Source organism: Kinneretia sp. DJ1R-11 (assembly GCF_025717595.1).
Taxonomy (GTDB): domain Bacteria; phylum Pseudomonadota; class Gammaproteobacteria; order Burkholderiales; family Burkholderiaceae_C; genus Paucibacter_A.
In genome coordinates this window covers 681,956-698,552 of record NZ_JAJIRR010000001.1, presented here as the reverse complement: position 1 = coordinate 698,552, position 16,597 = coordinate 681,956, and the positions used below count along the sequence as shown (strand labels likewise).

The following is a 16,597-nucleotide window of genomic DNA, read 5'->3' as shown; positions in this document are numbered from 1 at the left end:
CTGATCAGGTGGCTCTTGCGGGCGGCCTGAACTGGATGCAACAAAAAAGCAGCTTCGGCTGCTTTTTTTGTTTCCGTGTCGCAAGACGTTCGGCTCCGAGGCAAGCGCCTCGTGGCGCCTGCTTCGGGGTCCGTGATCAGGGCTGCCAGGCCACCTGAGCCTTGGCGAAGATCTCGGTGCTGCGCTTGCGGCCTGGGCTGTCGTCAAAGCGGGTCATTCCGAGGCTGAAGACGCGCGCCAGGCCGACCCGGTGCTGGTACATCAGTGAGGTGTGGCGGCCGCTGAAGGCGCTGGCCTCCAGACCGACTTCGCCCTGACGTTGGAAATGCGTCGATTGCGCGATCAGGCGCAGCGAGTCGCGTGCGCTCCAGTGCAGGACGGCCAGGGTCTGGCGGTATTTGTCCGTGAAGCTGCGGCCGCTGTTGGCCCCGTTCACAAACCCCTCGCTCCATTGCTGCTCGACTTCCAGCCCCAGGCCGGTCGGCATGGGCACGCGCAGCTTGGCCAGCAGCCAGAAGTTGGCACCGCGGCCCAGGCGGTCGGCCTCCACGTCGAGGCGGCGCCCCCATTCCAGTTCAGCGCTGACGAAGGCCAGGATGGGGTGGGGGTTGGACTCAAAACCGAGGGTCAGGGTGCGTGGCTCATGCAGGCGGCCGCCGGTCTTGGCGCGCAGCTGGTCCAGGCCCAGATGACCCCAGATGCCGGTGTTGCGCGCGGTGGCGATCCAGAAGCCCGGCTGCACGCGCCGCTCGATCAACTCGCCGCCTGGCACGCCGTGGAGTTCGTCCTTGACCGTGCTGGCTTGTGCCAGTTTGAAGTCCAGTTCCAACTCATAGGTTGGGAAGCGCGACCATTCACCGAGCGGGGCCAGGCTGTCCTGGCTGAGCCGGCGGATCAGGTGCAGGCTGCCACGCCGGTAGCCGGCCTGGCTGACAAAGCCGTTGTCGTTGGCAAAGCGTGGCCCGACGTCTTCCACATTGAACTCGGTGTTCCATTGCTCGGTGCGGCGGCGCCAGCCCAGCCAGAGGTGGTGACCCTGCTCGGTTTCGGGGTTCAGGCCCGCTGCGTCCGGGTCCAGGCGGGTCCGGGTGCTGGACAGCAGCAGATGGCCGCGCACCCGATCGACATCACTGGCCGACCAGGAAAAGTCGGAACCGGCGACGCGGTTGTACTGGCCCTGGCCGTAGTTGCGATCTGAAGCCAGCAGGCCCAGATTGAGGCCGGACACCTGCATGCGGCCACGCGCAAAGCTCGCTTGCGAATCGCGCGGCTGGGCAAAACTGTCGGTGCCGTAGGCATGGGGGCGCAAGACCTGACCCCCTCCGGCGTCGTGCAGGCTCAGGGCCGTGGCATCGGCCGAGGCGCCGCGCCAAGTGCTGCGCACACCCCAGTCCGGGTCGGTGATGGCGCGTGAATAAAAGGCCGCCAGGCTGCGGTTCTGCCCTTGATCGTCGGCCTTGGTCTGGCCCACGACGTCGGTGCTTTCCAGGAAGAAGGGCCGCTTCTCCGGCAGGCTCAAGGCGAAGCGGGTGTTGCCTGAGAGCTGCGGCGCGTCCAGCTCCACCTGTGAGAAGTCCGGGTTGAGCACGGCGTCGATCACCCAGTCGGCGCGCGGCCGCCACTTGAGCTCCGCGCCAAAGTTGGACTCGCGCTTGCTTGTGCTCGGATGACCGGGTTCCGAGTCTTCACGCCGGCGCAGCGTGAGCTCCGGTCGCACGCTGAGGAAGCTGCGCTCGCGCACCTGTTCGACCATATCGCCAAGGCCCTCGATCGGCTGCAACTCAGCAATGAAACTCAGCGCTTCCTTGGTCAGGGGCGCGCTGACATTGAGGGTGTTGGCTTCCTGGCGCGGAATGTTTCGCACCACCATCAGACGCCAGGGCAGGCCTTCGCTGTAGGGGTAGCGCAGGGCTGCAAGGGGCCAGCGCAGTTCGACGCTGTAGCCATCGCTCAAGCGCTGGGCGGCAGCCTCGACTTCAAAGTCGGGCGCGAAGTCCTCGCCGTCATCTTCGGCTGTGAACATGCCGTCTCCGACCACGCCGGCGGCGCTGACGCGGGCGAACTGGGCCGAACGCCGGTGGCCAACAGGGTCCAGCACGACCGAGACAAAGTCCTGGTCCCGGGCGACCGTGTCACGCCGCTTGAGGGGCGCCCGGATCAGCTCGGGTGCCGGGTCATAGGCCCGGATACCGAAAATCAGAGCATCGTGGGTGATCAGAATCTGCACCGTGGTGCGCCAGGCAGCAGGCTTTTTGTCTTCGGGCTGGTACTGGACAAACTGGTCGAACAACGGCGCGCGCAACCAAGCTGCTTCGTCGAGCTTGCCATCGACACGCAGGGCGTCGGCATCGTGGTTCAGACGCAGGGCTTGGGGGTTGGCGGCCCAGGCAGAGCAGCAGCCCGCGCACAAAGCCAGGCTCAGGAAAATTGATCTCATCGGTGGCCAGGTTTCAAGGTCACAGCGGCTTGGCTGGTCGGCATCGCTGTCGATCCGCGCTCAGCAGGGGCGCGCCAAGACCCCGGCGCAGTTTATGAGTCTGGCGTGTCCATCTGACCTGTCAGTTCTACCACCCTGTCCCGGGCGCACAACTACCCCCTCGCCGCGGGGAGTTGACTTTCAGCTGCCTTGGCGGTGCTTTCTTGGCCTGCCCGCCAGCAGCCGGTCAAACAGGCTGTTAGGCAGCAGGCGCAGCAAGCGAGCTACCCAGCCCATCTGCCAGGGAATGACACGGAAGGCCGCGCCAGCTTCGATGGCGGCGAAAGCGCGCGCAGCGAAGGCCTCGGGCTGCATCAAAAAAGGCATGCTGTAGCGGTTCTCGCGCGTCAGCGGCGTGTCGATATAGCCAGGGGCGATGGTCACCACCTTGACGCCGAAGGGCCGGCATTCACCGCGCAGGCTTTCGCAGTAGCTGATGACCGCGGCCTTGCTGGAACAGTAGGCCGCATGGCCGGGCAGGCCGCGAATGCCGGCCACACTGGCAATGCCCACAAGCGCGCCGCTGCCGCGCACGTGCATTGCCTCAATGAAGGGCTGGAAGGTGGCTGCCAGGCCGAGGTTGTTGGTGGCGTAGACACGCTGCATCACGGCCAGGTCTTCGTACTGGGCGCTGTCGATGCCAATGCTGATGCCCGCATTGGCGATCACCACATCGGGCAGTCCCTGGGCGGCGATGCAGGCCCGGCCGGCGCCGGTGATGGCCGCGATGTCGCAGACATCGGCGCCGTAGATGGCGCAGTTCTCCGGTCTCAGGCCCTGCGCCTGCGCCCAGTTCTGCAACTCGGTGGTGCGGCGTGCCACCAGGGCCAGACGCCAGCCGGCGCGCGCGTACTGCAGGGCCAGGGCCTGGCCTATGCCGCTGGAGGCGCCAGTGATGTAGACGAGACGGCTCATGGTTTGGCCTTGGCTTGACTGCCGCCCTTGGCTGCCAGGTTGGCCGTGGTGCGGCCCTGGAAGCTGAGGCGGCCGTTCAGGTGGTCGTACTCGAAACCCAGAGCCTGCACCGTGGTGCCGCCATGGCGCAGCTGCACGGGCAGGTGGCTGCGCAGCTGCTCGCGGTTGACGAAGGCTTGTAGAAACTCCCCACGGATGTCTAGCTTGGCCGCCGCTTGCGGCGAGTCGGCTTGCTGGGCTTCATAACGTTTCACTTCCACATCGCCGTACAGCTGGATCTCGCTGGCATCGGCATTGGCCACGGCGCGGCGGGCGCTGGCCAGGACCCAGCTGCCATCGGCCGAGTAGCTGCGCAGATGGATCTGGTCGATCTCGAGCGTGTCGGTGTCCGGGTAGTGGCGCAGGGCTGCGCCCTCGATGCGGGCGCGCAGGCGTCCGTCGCCCCCCATGCGCTGCAGCTCGAAGTTGCGCATCTGGTAGTCAGGCTCGTGGCGCGGCGGTGGGGCCTGGGTGGCCTCCTCGGGCACGGGCGTGTGCTTGACCAGCCACCAGGTGCCGCTGGCCAGCATGGCCATCAGCAGCAGAGGCAGGTAGTTGGCGACCAGCTGCTGCAGCCGCCACAGCCAGCTCTGGGCCGGGCGGGCCCGGCCGCTCGGCGCCGGTGCCAGCGTGGCCATCAGGGATGGCCTCCGTCCAGGGTGTCGAGATGGCCGTTCAGCAGTTGCTGGTAGCGGCCATTGGCTTGCAGCATCAGGTCGCAGCACTCGCGTGCGGCGCCATGGCCGCCGGCAGCGGCGGTGATGTAGTGGGCCACGGCCTTGACCTCGGCATGCGCTTGCGCCGGCGCGCAGGCAAAGCCGACGCGGGTCAGCAGGGGCAAGTCGGGCCAGTCGTCGCCCATGGCCGCCACCTCATCCCAGTGCAATCCCAGCTGGTCCAGCAGAGGCTGAGCCACGGCGTACTTGTCCTTGGCGCCGTAGACGGCGTGTTGCAAGCCCAGATCCGCGACGCGGCGGCGCACGGCCGGCGAATCGCGGCCGGTGATGACGATGGGGGTGATGCCGCCCTGGGCGAGCAGCTTGAGGCCATGGCCGTCCAGGGTGGAGAAGGCCTTGAAGGTCTCGCCCTGTTCGCCGATGTAGATGCGGCCGTCGGTCAGCACGCCGTCGACATCGAAGATGGCGGCCTTCAGCCCGAGGGCGCGCCCCTGGGCCTTGAGCAGCAGCTCGGGCGGAAAACGCAGCGCGGCTTGCAGCGGGGTCGTGCCCATCAGATCACCTTGGCCCGCATCAGGTCGTTGATGGTGATGGCTCCTTGTAGCGTGCCGTCGGCCGCCACCACCAGCACCACGGTGATGCGTGCTTCTTCCATCAGGTCGGCCGCGTCCACGGCCAAGGCTTCAGCGCTGACGGTGCGCGGTTTCTTGGAGGCGACGGCCGCGGCCGTGAGGCTGCGCAAGTCCTGACCCTTTTCCACCAGGCGGCGCAGATCGCCGTCGGTGAAGATGCCTTGCACCCGGTCGCTCGCGTCGACGACGATGGCCACGCCCAGGGCCTTGGCCGACATCTCGCGCATCATGTCGGTGAAGGGGGTGTCGGGCGCCACGCGCGGCAGATCCGCGCCGCTGCGCATCAGGTCGCGCACATGGGTCAGCAGCTTGCGGCCCAGCGCGCCGCCCGGGTGGGAGCGGGCGAAGTCTTCCGGCTTGAATCCGCGTGCATCGAGCAGGGCCACGGCCAGGGCGTCGCCGAGGGCGATCTGAGCCGTGGTGCTGGCTGTGGGGGCCAGATTCAGCGGGCAGGCCTCTTCGGCCACAAAGCTGTCGAGCACGATGGTGGCATGGCGCGCCAGGCTGGATTCAGCGCGGCCGGTCATGGCGATGATGGTCACGCCCAGGCGCTTGAGCACGGGCAGCACGGCGTTGAGCTCGTCGCTCTCACCCGAGTTGGACAGGGCCAGCACCACGTCCTTGGCGGTGACCATGCCGAGGTCGCCATGGCTGGCCTCGGCCGGGTGCACAAACAGGGCCGGCGTGCCGGTGGAGGCCAGGGTGGCGGCAATCTTGCGGCCGACATGGCCGCTCTTGCCCATGCCCATCACCGCGACGCGGCCCTGGCAGGCCAGCACCACCTGCACCGCCCGCACAAACGATTCACCCAGGCGCGGCACCATGGCCTGGATGCCGGCAGCTTCAATCTGCAGGGCCTGCCGGCCTCTTTGCAGGGCCAGATCGGGGTCGAAGGGCGGGACTGTACTCATAGCCGGGCAGTGTAGCGGCGTCATACCCGGCTGTTACCCGCCCGGGGTTGCGCCTTTCCACAATCAGGCAGGCGCCGCAGCCGCGAGCGCCACGCCCACCCGAGGAGACAAACATGAGCAATGCCAAGAAGCTGCTGCTGCTGGCCGGTGACTATGTGGAAGACTACGAAATCATGGTGCCCTTCCAGGCCCTGCAGGCCGTGGGCCACCGGGTGGACGCGGTCTGCCCCGGCAAGCAAGCAGGCGATTTCGTGCTGACCGCCATCCACGATTTCGAGGGCGCGCAGACCTATTCCGAGAAGCCCGGCCACCGCTTCACGCTCAACGCCAGCTTTGCCGAGGTGCGGGCCGAGGACTTCGACGGCCTGGTCATCCCCGGCGGCCGTGCGCCCGAGTACCTGCGTACCGTGGCCGGCGTGGTGCCCCTGGTGCAGGCTTTCGCCCGCGCCGACAAGCCGATCGCTGCCATCTGCCACGGCGCCCAGCTGCTGGCCGCGGCCGGCGTCATTCGCGGCAAGCAGGTGTCGGCCTACCCGGCCTGCGCGGCCGAGGTGGAGCTGGCCGGCGCCAGCTATGCCAACATCCCCGTGGACCAGGCCGTCACCGACGGCAAGCTGGTCACCGCTCCGGCCTGGCCGGCACATCCGGCCTGGATTGCGCAGTTCCTGGTGGTGCTGGGCACAGAGATCCGGCTCTGAGAAGATCGTGCACCAGCCTTTGGGAGACAGCATGTGCCAGGTTTTCATCAGCGCCGACCCGCAGTCGTATGAGTCACGCACCCGCTCGGTCCGCCTGCATGGCGTGGTCACCAGCATCCGGCTGGAAAACTTGCACTGGGAGGTGCTGGAGGAAATTGGCGCGCGTGACGGCATGAACGTCACCCAGCTGATCGAAAAGCTCTACGACGAGCTGGTCCAGGCCCGCGGCGCGGTGGGCAATTTCGCCTCCTTCCTGCGGGTCAGCGCCCTGCGCTACATGGCGCTGCAAGCCCAGCAACGCATCCCCGCCGACCTCAGCGTGCCGATTCGCTCGCTCGATGCCGGCACGGTGCTGCGCGATCTGCCGGCCAGCTGGGCGCGACCGACGCAGCGCGTGAGCCTGGATCCACCACGGTCATGAAAAAAGGGCTCGTGAGAGCCCTTGGTTTTGCCTGTGGCCAGCGCTTCCCATGAGTGCCGGGAGGGCGGTAGAGGCCCTCCCTCGCCCGACTTTACGGATACAGGCCGCGCTCTTCACGCGCTTCGAGGACTCGCGTGCAGGCCACCACGAAGGCGGCGGTGCGCAGCGAGACGCGGTGCTGCTCGGAGACATCCCAGATGTGCTTGAAGGCGCCGGTGATGATCTTGTCCAGGCGGACATTGATCTCATCCTCGGTCCAGAAGAAGCTGGAGAAGTCCTGGACCCATTCGAAGTAGGACACGGTCACGCCGCCCGAGTTGGCGATCACGTCCGGTACCACGACGATGCCGCGATCGGCCAGCACGGCGTCGCCGTCCGGGGTGGTCGGGCCGTTGGCGCCTTCCAGCACCAGGCGGGTTTGCAGGCCTTCGGCGCGTTCCTTGTTGATCTGGCCTTCCAAGGCGGCCGGGATCAGGACATCGCTCTTGACCTTCCAGAAGTCCTCGTTAGCGATGCGGTCGCCGCCTGAGAAGCCGGCCACGCCGCCCGTCTGGGCCACGTGGTCGAGCAGGTTCTGCATGTCGAAGCCGCGCTCGTTCAGGATGGTGCCGGTGTGGTCTTGCACGGCCACGATGCGCGCGCCGCTGGCGGCGAACAGCTTGGCGGCGATCGAGCCGACATTGCCGAAGCCTTGCACGGCAACGCGGGCGCCTTCCATGTCGATATTGAGGCGGCGCATGGCTTCACGGCCGATCACGAAGACGCCGCGGCCGGTGGCTTGCACGCGGCCCAGCGAACCACCCAGGGCGATGGGCTTGCCGGTGACCACACCGGTGGCGGTGGCGCCGACGTTCATCGAGTAGGTGTCCATCATCCAGGCCATGATCTGGCCGTTGGTGTTCACGTCAGGCGCAGGGATGTCCTGCTGCGGGCCGATGATGATGCCGATCTCGCTGGTGTAACGACGCGTAACTCGCTCGAGTTCTTTCTTGGACAGAACCTTGGGGTCGAGGCGGATGCCGCCCTTGGCGCCGCCGTAGGGCAGGTTGACGGCTGCGTTCTTGATCGTCATCCAGGCCGACAGGGCCATCACTTCTTCCAGCGTCACATCGGGGTGGTAGCGCACGCCGCCCTTGCCCGGGCCGCGGGTCAGGCTGTGCTGGACGCGATAGCCCTCGTAGTGGGCGATGGTGCCGTTGTCGAGCTCGATCGGCACATCCACGATCAAGGCGCGCTTGGGCCGCCGCAGAGTCTCCACCCAACGGGCCAGGTGGCCCAGATAGGGTTCCACAGCGTCGATCTGAGACAGATAGGTGCCCCAGGGGCTGTTGCGCGTAGGCGCCACGAAAGACAGGTTGGACATTCGGTAATGCTCCGTAACTTTTTGGACGGGGCGAACGGTAACGCGAAGTCGGTACGGCGCCGGCCTGGTCTCAAAGCCGAGTGCACATGCAACTATGCGGCTTGTGCATAAACAGGGTGATGCGCATCTTTTCGCCAAAATGCAGGCAATTTGCGCGATAAATCGGCGAGGCGCCTCGGCGCTCTGCCTCGCGCCTGGGCCGACCTTTATCCTTCACATTGAGCCGGTACAGTGCGTGGCATTGCCGCGCGTCCAGGCTGGCCCTTATGGAGCATGGGGGGTCAAGTCCCAATGGCTGGTCCGGGTCGCGGCTGTCACAGTTCAGGCCTCAGCGCCGCGGTGCGCTGAGTGAGTGGGTAGCAACCGGTCCGCCGGACGGGGCCGCTGGGTCGAAGTTTTTGAGGGTTTTTGACAAGATGTTGTGCATCCAATCCAAGCGCCAAGCCCGCCGTTCCGGCCGTGGCTTCACTCTGCTGGAGCTGCTGGTGGTGATGGTCATCATCGGTTTGCTGGCCGGCTATGTGGGGCCGAAGTTCTTCGGCCAGATCGGCAAATCCGAGGTCAAGGCGGCGCGCGCCCAGATCGACGGTCTGCAAAAAGCCCTGGACCAGTACCGGCTCGATGTCGGCCGCTACCCGAGCACCGAGCAAGGCCTGGCCGTGCTGGTGACCAAGCCGGCCGACGAACCGCGCTGGGCCGGCCCCTATCTGAGCAAAGCCCTGCCCCAAGACCCCTGGCGCAGCGATTACCAGTACCGCTCGCCCGGTGAGCATGGCGAGTACGACCTGTTTTCCTTCGGCCGCGACGGCCGTCCGGGCGGCGAAGGCGAAGACGCTGACCTCACCAGCTGGTGAATCCCAGCGGCGCCGCGGCCTGTGCCCGTCGCCCTTGGACTGCCCGCCACTGATTCCACCTCCCCATGCCCAGCTACCAGGTCCGCGTCTTTCACCCCGAGGGGGTGAGGACGGTGCGCGTCGACGCGCTGGATGCCCATGCGGTCGCCGGCGCCTTGGGCGTGGCGCCGCAGCATGTGCTGGATGTACAAGAGTTGGGCGAAACCGGCACCGGCATCCGTGCCGGGCGGCGCTCGACGCGCGCCTTCCCGCTGCAGCTGTTCAGCCAGGAGCTGGCCGTGCTGCTCGATGCCGGCATCGCCTTGCTGGAAGCGCTGAACACCTTGCGCGAGAAAGAAGCCCAGGCCTCGGTGCGCCAAGCGCTCGACGCCGTGGTCAGCCAGGTCGAGCAGGGGCAGCCGCTGTCGGTGGCCTTGCGCCAGCAGCCGCAGGCATTTGACGAACTGATCTGCGCCATCGTCGCCGCCAACGAGCGCACCGGTCAGCTCAGCACCGCTCTGGCCCAGCATGCCAAATACCTGGCCTGGGTGGATAACCTGCGCTCGCGCCTGATCGCCGCTTGCGTCTACCCGGTCATGCTGCTGGCGGTCGGCAGCGCGGTGATCCTGTTCCTGCTGCTCTTCGTACTGCCGCGCTTTGCCGGCATCCTCGACGGTCTGGGCAATGACCTGCCCTGGGCCTCCATGGTGCTGATGCGTTTCGGCCAGACCGCCGGCGCGCATCCGATGTGGGTGCTCGGGGGGCTCGGTTTGTTGGCGCTGGGTGCCGCGAGCCTGTGGCGCCACCCGGGCTTGCGCGAGCGTCTGCAGGCTTCGCTCTGGACCCTGCCGGGCTTGGGTCCGCGCTTGCGCGTACTGGCTCTGGCTCGGCTCTACCGCAGCCTGTCCATGCTGCTGGCCTCGGGCGTGCCGGTGTTGGCCAGCTTGCGCATCGTCGAGGATGTGGTGGCCTTGCCCTGGCGGCCCGCCGTGGCCGCTGCCGCCGAGCAAATCGAGCGCGGCGAGCGCCTGTCGGAAGCGCTCGAATCCCAGGACCTGGCCACGCCCGTGGCGCGCCGCATGGTGCGCGTCGGCGAACGCAGCGGTGAGGTGGCCTCCATGCTGGAACGCGCCGCTGCCTTTCATGACGAAGAAGCCGTGCGCCTGACCGAGCTGCTGACCCGGGCCATCAACCCGGCCCTGATGCTGGTGATGGGCGTGCTCATCGGCGGCATCATCGTCTTGATGTACATGCCCATCTTCCAACTGGTGGAACAAGTTCAATGACCGTTGAGGCCTCTTCTTATTCCCTGGCCGCGGTACTGCCTGCCGAGCATGGCCCTTGGGCGCTCGATTTCGAGCATTGGCCGCAAGCCCAGGCGCAGCGCTGGCGTGCCGTGCTGGCCGTGGGCGCCGGTGGCCGCAAGATGCTGCTGGGCGAGCGGGCGGCCGATGAGCTGCTGCTGCAAAGCGTTGAGGCGCGTTTGCAAGCGCCGGTACGCTGGCTGCAGTGCGAGCCCGCCGCCATCAGCCATTGGCTCGGTGCCGGTGAGGCCGATTTCCGGGCCCTCAGCGATGTCGAGGAGTCGGTCATCGACGGCGAGGCCAGCGGCGGCACCGAGGAGCTCAGCGCTCTGCTGATGTCCGAGCAGGCCAGTCCCGTGGTTCGTTTGCTCAATGCCACGCTCTATGACGCGCTGCAGGACGGTGCCAGCGACGTGCACATCGAATGCACGGCGCGCGGCGCGGTGATTCGCTTCCGCGTCGACGGCGTCATGTCCATGGTGCGCACGGTGGACGGCGCGGCCACGGCCGAGCAGCTGGTGTCGCGTCTCAAGGTCATGTCCGAGCTGGACATCGGCGAGCGCCGCCTGCCGCAGGACGGCCGCTTCAAGCTCAAGGTGCAAGGCCGGGAGGTGGACTTCCGCCTGTCCATCATGCCCAGCGTCTTCGGCGAGGACGCCGTGGTGCGCGTGCTCGACCGGGCCCGCATCGAGCAGACCGGCGGAAACCTGACGCTCAATTCGCTCGGCTTCGATGCCGAGGAGCGCGCCGCCATCCGCCACCAGGCGCGCCAGCCGCACGGCATGTTGCTGGTCACCGGCCCGACGGGCAGCGGCAAGACCACCACGCTTTACGCCACCTTGGCCGAGATCCACACCGGCGACGACAAGATCATCACCATCGAAGACCCGGTTGAGTACCAGCTGCCCGGCGTGGTGCAGATCCCGGTCAATGAGAAAAAGGGGCTGACCTTCTCGCGTGGCCTGCGCTCCATCCTGCGCCACGACCCGGACCGGGTCATGGTCGGTGAAATCCGTGACGCCGAAACCGCGCAGATCGCGGTCCAGGCGGCGTTGACCGGCCACCTGGTGTTTTCGACCGTGCATGCCAACAACGCTTTTGACGTGATCGGCCGCTTCATGCACATGGGCCTGGACCTCTACAACGTGGTCTCGGCTCTGAATGCCGTGCTGGCCCAGCGCCTCGTGCGCCTGACCTGCAAGCATTGCGCGCGCCCCTTCGAGCCCGATGCCGCCACGCTGGCGCGTTATGGATTGCAGGCGGGTGAGCACAGCTTCATGAAGGGCGAGGGCTGTGGCCATTGCCGCGGCACCGGCTATCGCGGCCGCCGTGCCGTGGCCGAGCTGCTCAAGCTTGACGACAGCCTGCGCGACCTGATCGCCGCGCGCTCGCCCATGTCGCAAATCAAGGAAGCCGCGCGCGCCCGCGGCATGAAGCCGCTGCGGGCCGTCGCCTTGCAAGCGGTCTGCCGCGGCGAGACCACCTTTGACGAGCTGGAACGAGTGACCCTGGATGAATAGCGCGCCGCCCTCCTTTCTGAGCCGCATGCGGCGGCGTTTGCGCGCCCGCCTGGCGCGACCCCAGACCCTGTTCCTGACGCCCGAGGGCTTGCTCGCGCGTCCCGGCGGCAAGGCCGAAGCCTGGGCCGACTGGTGTCGCAAGCAGAACGGCAGCGCCGTGCGCCTGCTGCTGTCCAGCCGTTTGTTGCACGAGCTGGTCTGCCAGCCGGGCTTGCCCCTGGCCGACGAGGCCCAGCTTTTGGCCTACGCACGCCAGCAGTTCGGTCAGTACTTCGGGGCCGCGGCCAAAGCCTGGTCGCTGGCCAGCTGGCGCCTCGCGGCTGAACCGGGTCGGGTCGAGCAATGTGGCGCCCTGGCCTTGCATGGCCCGGCCGCCCAAGGCTGGCGCGAAGTGGCCGCCGAGCATGAGGTGCGCCTGCTGCAGGTGCAGCCGGCCTGGGCCGCCGCCCTGCAGCGCCTGGTTGGGGAGGAGCCCGAGTGGGCGGCTGCCGAGCAGGCCGCCCTGGTCTGGCTGGAGGGCGCGGTCGTGACCTGGCTCAGCCTCACGGCGGGGCGCCTCAGCGGCTTGCGTCAGCTGCGCCTGCAGGAGGCCAGTGTTGAAACCCTGGCCGAGCTGCTGCAGGAACAGCTGGCGCTGCAGCCGGGTCTGGCCGCGGCACAGGTGCGTGTGGCCGGCTATGGTTTGCAGGTGGCGGTTGCGTCCGTGAAGCTGGGCCCTGCCATCCATGTGCACGGCCGCCTCGATGCGCCCGAGCCCGATCTCGCAGCGCTGGAGCCCGTATCGGCCAAGCCCATGCCCGGTCTACCTCGGCCCGACTTCTTGGGCGCGCCTCGCTTGCGTTCGCCCTTGGCCTGGCCTCTGGCGGCCACCAGCCTGCTGGTGCTGGCCACGGCCGGCTGGACCGCCTGGGAAGCCCAGCAGGAGCGCGCGCAGGGCCAGCAGCAGCTGGCGGACTTGCAGGCGCGCTTGCGCGCCAAGCCGGCGCCCGCGCGTGCACCGGCCACCTTGCCTGCGCTGGCCGCTCAGGCCGGTGGAAGGGACAGCGCCCGCAAGCTCGAGGCCGAGCGGCTGCGGGCGGCCGCCGAGGTGCAGGCTTTGTTGCGCCAGCCCTGGGAATCGCTGCTGGTGCAGGTTGAGCAGGCCGGTGCGGCCATGCAGCCGGCGCCGCTGGCCTGGTTGGCCCTGGACTTGAACAGCGCCAGGCAGGAGCTGCGGCTGGAAGGCCTGGCCGCTGACAAGTTGGCGCCCTTGCAGCTGGTCGACCGACTGGCCGCGCAAGGCGGCTTTCGAAGCGTCATCTTGAGCCGGTTGCAAAACGCCGAGCAGGGTTTGAGCGGCCAGCGTTTCGAGCTGAACGCCAAGCTGCAGCCGGAGCTTTTGCGCCCGCCGGGCGGAGCGATGGCGGAGGCCCGGCCATGAAGGCACTTGCTGTTCAACGATTCCTGCGCAGCCTGGGCCTGCCCGGCGTGCTCGCCTTGCTGGGTCTGCTGCTGGCCGCCGCTCTGGCCTGGCTGGGGCAGGGCTGGGAGCGCGAAGCTGCGGCGAACGCCGCCCAGGCGGACCGCCTGCGCGCCCAGCTGCGTTTGCAGCGCGCCGCCGGACCTGCCAGCAGCGAGACCGCGCCCGCGACGGCGGCCCAGTGGTGGCAGGCCCTGCCGCCAGCCAGCGCCCGCCAGCAGCGCTTGGCCGATCTGCTGGAAATGGGCTTGCGCCTGGGCCTGCAGAGCAGCCGCAGCGAGCACCGCCTGAGCGTTGACGCTGCCACCGGCCTGGAGCGTTTGCGCGTGACCATGCCGCTGAGTGGCGGCTATGAGCCGTTGCGCCAGTACATCGAGGCCGCCCTGCGCCACGACCCCGGCTTGAGCCTCGATGGCCTCAAGCTGCGCCGCGCTTCGCCGCAGGCCGCCGAGCTGGAGGCGGAGCTGCAATGGTCCTTGCATGGTCGAGCCGAGTCGGCCGCCGGGAGCGAAACGCGATGAGCGAGCCCAAAGCAAACACCGTGGGTCCGCGTCAGATCGTTTTGGCAGCGGGCCTGGCCGTGAGCGTTGCCGCGGCCCTGTGGGTGGCCCAGAGCGAGCGCGAGGATGCCGATCTGGCCCAGCCGGTGGCCGCCACACGGCGCAGCCCGGCGCCAGGCGCGCCGACCGGCGGTGCCGCTCGCCTTGCAACTACTACTGCTGCTGCGACTGCGGCTGCCAGCGCCGCGCCGACCGACTGGGCGCCCGCGGAACGTGGCGCTTGGGCGCCGTCCAGCGCCGGGCAGTTCGCCGCCTGGGCGCCGCCCGCGCCACCGCCACCGCCGCCCGCACCGCCACCGTCTCCACCGCCGCCACCCGCCGCGCCGGTGGCGCCGCCCTTTCCCTATCAGCTGATCGGCCGTTTGGTCGAGGGCAGCGGCAGCGTCGCCCTCTTGTCCAGTGCCAGCAAGACCTTGGCCGTCAAGCCCGGCGAGGTGATCGACGGCCAGTGGCGAGTCGACCAGATCCATGAACGCGGGCTCGACCTGACCTGGCTGCCCGCCAAGCTCACCCAGAGCGTCAACTTTCGAGCCGCAACCCCATGAAGCTGCAAGCCCCCTCCCTGTTCATGCGCGGCACCACGCCCCAGCACGCGGCCATGTCCCTGGCCGTGCTGCTCTTGCTGGCGGGCTGCTCCCACCCGGCGCTGCGTCAGGCTGATGATTTGAGTCGTGCCAACCAGCTGACGCAGGCCTATGCCGTGCTGGATGCCGCTGTTCAGAAGGAGCCGCAAGACCATGCCTTGCGTGCTGCTCAGCTCCGTCTGCGCAGCCAGCTCAGCAACCGCTTGCTGATGCAGATCGAAGGCGCTCGCGCCAGCAGCCGCTGGGCTGAGGCCCAGGTCGCCATGCAAAGCCTGCGCGAGGTCGACCCCAAGCATCCGCGTCTGGCCTATTTCGAGACCGAGCTGCAGCGCGGCCAGAAACAGGAAGCCACGCTCTTGACCGCGCGCAGCCTTTTGCGCGAAGGCCGCCTGGAACGGGTGGAAGCCTTGGCGCGCGATATCCTGGCCGAGTCGCCCCAGCATCCGGGCGCTCGCCAGTTGCTCAGCCAGGTGGCGCAGGCGCGGCCGCTGGAGCAGCAAGGCAGCAATGAGCTGGGCCCGGCCTTCCAGAAACCGGTGACGCTGGAGTTCCGTGACGCACCGCTGCGCCAGGTCTTCGAGGCCTTGGCGCGCAGCTCCAACATCAATTTCGTGTTCGACAAGGACGTGCGCTCCGACACCCGCATCACCATCTTCCTGCGCAATGTCACGCTGGATGAGGCCATGCGCGTGGTGCTGAGCACCCAGCAGCTGGACCGCAAGCTGCTCAATGACAGCTCGGTGCTGATCTTCCCCAACACCAGTGCCAAGCAGCGAGAGCACCAGGAGCTGATCACCCGAACCCTCTACCTGGCTAACGCCGACGTCAAGCAGGTGCAGGCCATGGTGCGCACCATTGCCAAGGTGCGGGACATCCATGTGGACGAGCGCCTGAACCTGATGGTGGTGCGCGACACCCCCGAGGTGCTGCGTCTGGTCGAGCGCCTGATCGCCTCGGTCGACTTGCCCGAGCCCGAGGTCATGCTCGATGTCGAGGTGATGGAGCTGGCCACCGACCGGGTCGACGATCTGGGCCTCAAATGGCCCGACCAGCTCAGCTTCGGTCTGCCAGCGGTAGGCGGCGGCTTGGCCACCGGCCAGGTGCCCTTGGGCCAGCGCGACGAGTTCCGCGGCTTTGTCGCCAACCCCGGCGTTGTCGCCACATTGCGCGGCAGCAGCGGCAATGTCAATCTGCTGGCCAACCCCAAGATCCGCGTGCGCAACCGCGAGAAGGCCAAGGTCCACATCGGGCAGAAGCTGCCGGTCTTCACCACCACCACCAACTTCACCGGCCAGACCTCGGTGGCGGCGTCGGTGTCCTATCTGGACATTGGCCTCAAGCTCGATGTCGAACCGACCATTCAGCTGGACAACGACGTGGTGATCAAGGTGGGCCTGGAAGTCAGCAATCTGATCCGCCAAGTCACCGGCCCGGGTGGCACCACGGCCTACGAGATCGGCCAGCGCACCACCTCGACCACCCTGCGCCTGAACGATGGCGAGACCCAGGTGCTGGCCGGTCTGATCAATGACGAAGACCGGCGCACGGCCAGCGGCATTCCGGGGCTGTCGGGCATCCCGCTGCTGGGCAGCCTGTTTGGTGTGCGCAGCGACACCCGGGCCAAGACCGAGGTGGTCTTGCTGATCACGCCGCGCATCGTTCGCAATCTGTCATTGCCCGAGGCCAGCCTGACGCGCACCGCCAGCGGCACTGATGCATCGCCGGGCGCATTCAGTGGCCTGCTCAAGCCGAATGCCAAGGTCGGTGTCGGCCCCAGCAGCAGTGCAGGTGGCGGCTTTGCCCAGCCCGCCCTGGCGGCGCCCAGAGATGCGGCGCCGGCGGCACCGGCGGCCGCGCCTGCGCCCAGCGAAGCCACCGTGCGCCTGGAGGTGACGCCGCAGGTCACACCGGGCGGCACGGTGTCGGTGACCCTGCGCAATGATTCGGGTTTCAATGTCCGTGGTGAAGTCGAGTTCGACGCCAGCCTCCTGCAGGCCCTGCAGGGCACCACTGGCAACGGCCGCATCGCCGTGGACCTGCCGGCGCGCGGCGAGAAAGTGCTGGTGTTGCGGGCTTTGCCGGCCGCCATCGGCAAGTCCACCAGCATCGATCTGGGCAGCGTCCAAGCCACCAGCCCCAATGGCGAGAGCGCCGGCGTGCGCCTGGAAGGTTCGGGCCTGGTCAATGTGGAGGCGGCGCGCTGAG

15 protein-coding genes are annotated in these 16,597 nt (G+C 67.9%); 9 read left to right on the top strand and 6 right to left on the bottom strand.

Going from position 1 to position 16,597, the window contains the following annotated elements; all coding sequences use genetic code 11:
• Positions 1-136 precede the first annotated feature (136 nt).
• From LNV23_RS02915 to LNV23_RS02895, 5 genes are all read right to left on the bottom strand, one after another.
• Positions 137-2,437, bottom strand: a complete 2,301-nt coding sequence (locus LNV23_RS02915; RefSeq protein ID WP_263561573.1) for a carbohydrate binding family 9 domain-containing protein — start codon at positions 2,435-2,437, stop codon at positions 137-139.
• 180 nt (positions 2,438-2,617) lie between these two features.
• Positions 2,618-3,391, bottom strand: a complete 774-nt coding sequence (locus LNV23_RS02910; protein ID WP_263561572.1) for an SDR family oxidoreductase — start codon at positions 3,389-3,391, stop codon at positions 2,618-2,620.
• Positions 3,388-4,068 (bottom strand): LPS export ABC transporter periplasmic protein LptC, encoded by a 681-nt coding sequence (gene lptC / locus LNV23_RS02905; RefSeq protein ID WP_263561571.1) that lies wholly within the window; start codon positions 4,066-4,068, stop codon positions 3,388-3,390. Before lptC ends, LNV23_RS02910 begins: the two co-directional genes overlap by 4 nt.
• Positions 4,068-4,661, bottom strand: coding sequence for a KdsC family phosphatase (locus LNV23_RS02900; protein WP_263561570.1), 594 nt, complete (start codon positions 4,659-4,661; stop codon positions 4,068-4,070). The genes lptC and LNV23_RS02900 overlap by 1 nt, the downstream gene beginning before the upstream one ends.
• A complete protein-coding gene (locus tag LNV23_RS02895; protein WP_263561569.1) occupies positions 4,661-5,650 on the bottom strand; it encodes a KpsF/GutQ family sugar-phosphate isomerase in 990 nt (329 codons plus the stop codon). Before LNV23_RS02895 ends, LNV23_RS02900 begins: the two co-directional genes overlap by 1 nt.
• A 113-nt stretch (positions 5,651-5,763) precedes the next feature.
• Between LNV23_RS02895 and LNV23_RS02890 the strand changes: the two genes are divergently transcribed.
• Positions 5,764-6,348, top strand: a complete 585-nt coding sequence (locus tag LNV23_RS02890; RefSeq protein WP_263561568.1) for a DJ-1/PfpI family protein — start codon at positions 5,764-5,766, stop codon at positions 6,346-6,348.
• Between the two features lie 31 nt (positions 6,349-6,379).
• Entirely contained in the window at positions 6,380-6,769 is a 390-nt protein-coding gene (locus tag LNV23_RS02885; RefSeq protein ID WP_263561567.1) for a ribbon-helix-helix domain-containing protein, read from the top strand.
• Between the two features lie 91 nt (positions 6,770-6,860).
• Here LNV23_RS02885 and LNV23_RS02880 read toward each other — a convergent pair whose 3' ends face one another.
• Positions 6,861-8,132: a Glu/Leu/Phe/Val family dehydrogenase gene (locus LNV23_RS02880; protein ID WP_263516250.1), complete on the bottom strand. Its 1,272-nt coding sequence runs from the start codon at positions 8,130-8,132 to the stop codon at positions 6,861-6,863.
• 416 nt (positions 8,133-8,548) lie between these two features.
• Between LNV23_RS02880 and gspG the strand changes: the two genes are divergently transcribed.
• The 7 genes from gspG to LNV23_RS02845 all read left to right on the top strand — a co-directional run bounded on the left by gspG (position 8,549) and on the right by LNV23_RS02845 (position 16,596).
• The gene (gene gspG / locus LNV23_RS02875; RefSeq protein ID WP_318013825.1) at positions 8,549-8,986 is read left to right on the top strand and encodes a type II secretion system major pseudopilin GspG; all 438 of its coding nucleotides are present in this window, start codon (positions 8,549-8,551) and stop codon (positions 8,984-8,986) included.
• Between the two features lie 65 nt (positions 8,987-9,051).
• The gene (locus LNV23_RS02870; RefSeq protein ID WP_263561566.1) at positions 9,052-10,251 is read left to right on the top strand and encodes a type II secretion system F family protein; all 1,200 of its coding nucleotides are present in this window, start codon (positions 9,052-9,054) and stop codon (positions 10,249-10,251) included.
• Positions 10,248-11,789 carry a GspE/PulE family protein gene (locus LNV23_RS02865; RefSeq protein WP_263561565.1) on the top strand — a complete coding sequence of 514 codons (1,542 nt, stop codon included), beginning with the start codon at positions 10,248-10,250 and terminating at the stop codon, positions 11,787-11,789. The genes LNV23_RS02870 and LNV23_RS02865 overlap by 4 nt, the downstream gene beginning before the upstream one ends.
• Complete coding sequence (locus LNV23_RS02860; RefSeq protein ID WP_263561564.1) at positions 11,782-13,209, top strand: ATP-binding protein; 1,428 nt, start codon at positions 11,782-11,784, stop codon at positions 13,207-13,209. Before LNV23_RS02865 ends, LNV23_RS02860 begins: the two co-directional genes overlap by 8 nt.
• On the top strand, positions 13,206-13,769 hold the full coding sequence (locus LNV23_RS02855) for a hypothetical protein (protein ID WP_263561563.1): 564 nt from the start codon (positions 13,206-13,208) through the stop codon (positions 13,767-13,769). Before LNV23_RS02860 ends, LNV23_RS02855 begins: the two co-directional genes overlap by 4 nt.
• The gene (locus tag LNV23_RS02850; protein WP_263561562.1) at positions 13,766-14,353 is read left to right on the top strand and encodes a hypothetical protein; all 588 of its coding nucleotides are present in this window, start codon (positions 13,766-13,768) and stop codon (positions 14,351-14,353) included. Before LNV23_RS02855 ends, LNV23_RS02850 begins: the two co-directional genes overlap by 4 nt.
• Positions 14,350-16,596 carry a secretin GspD/PilQ domain-containing protein gene (locus LNV23_RS02845; RefSeq protein WP_263561561.1) on the top strand — a complete coding sequence of 749 codons (2,247 nt, stop codon included), beginning with the start codon at positions 14,350-14,352 and terminating at the stop codon, positions 16,594-16,596. Before LNV23_RS02850 ends, LNV23_RS02845 begins: the two co-directional genes overlap by 4 nt.
• Position 16,597 lies beyond the last annotated feature (1 nt).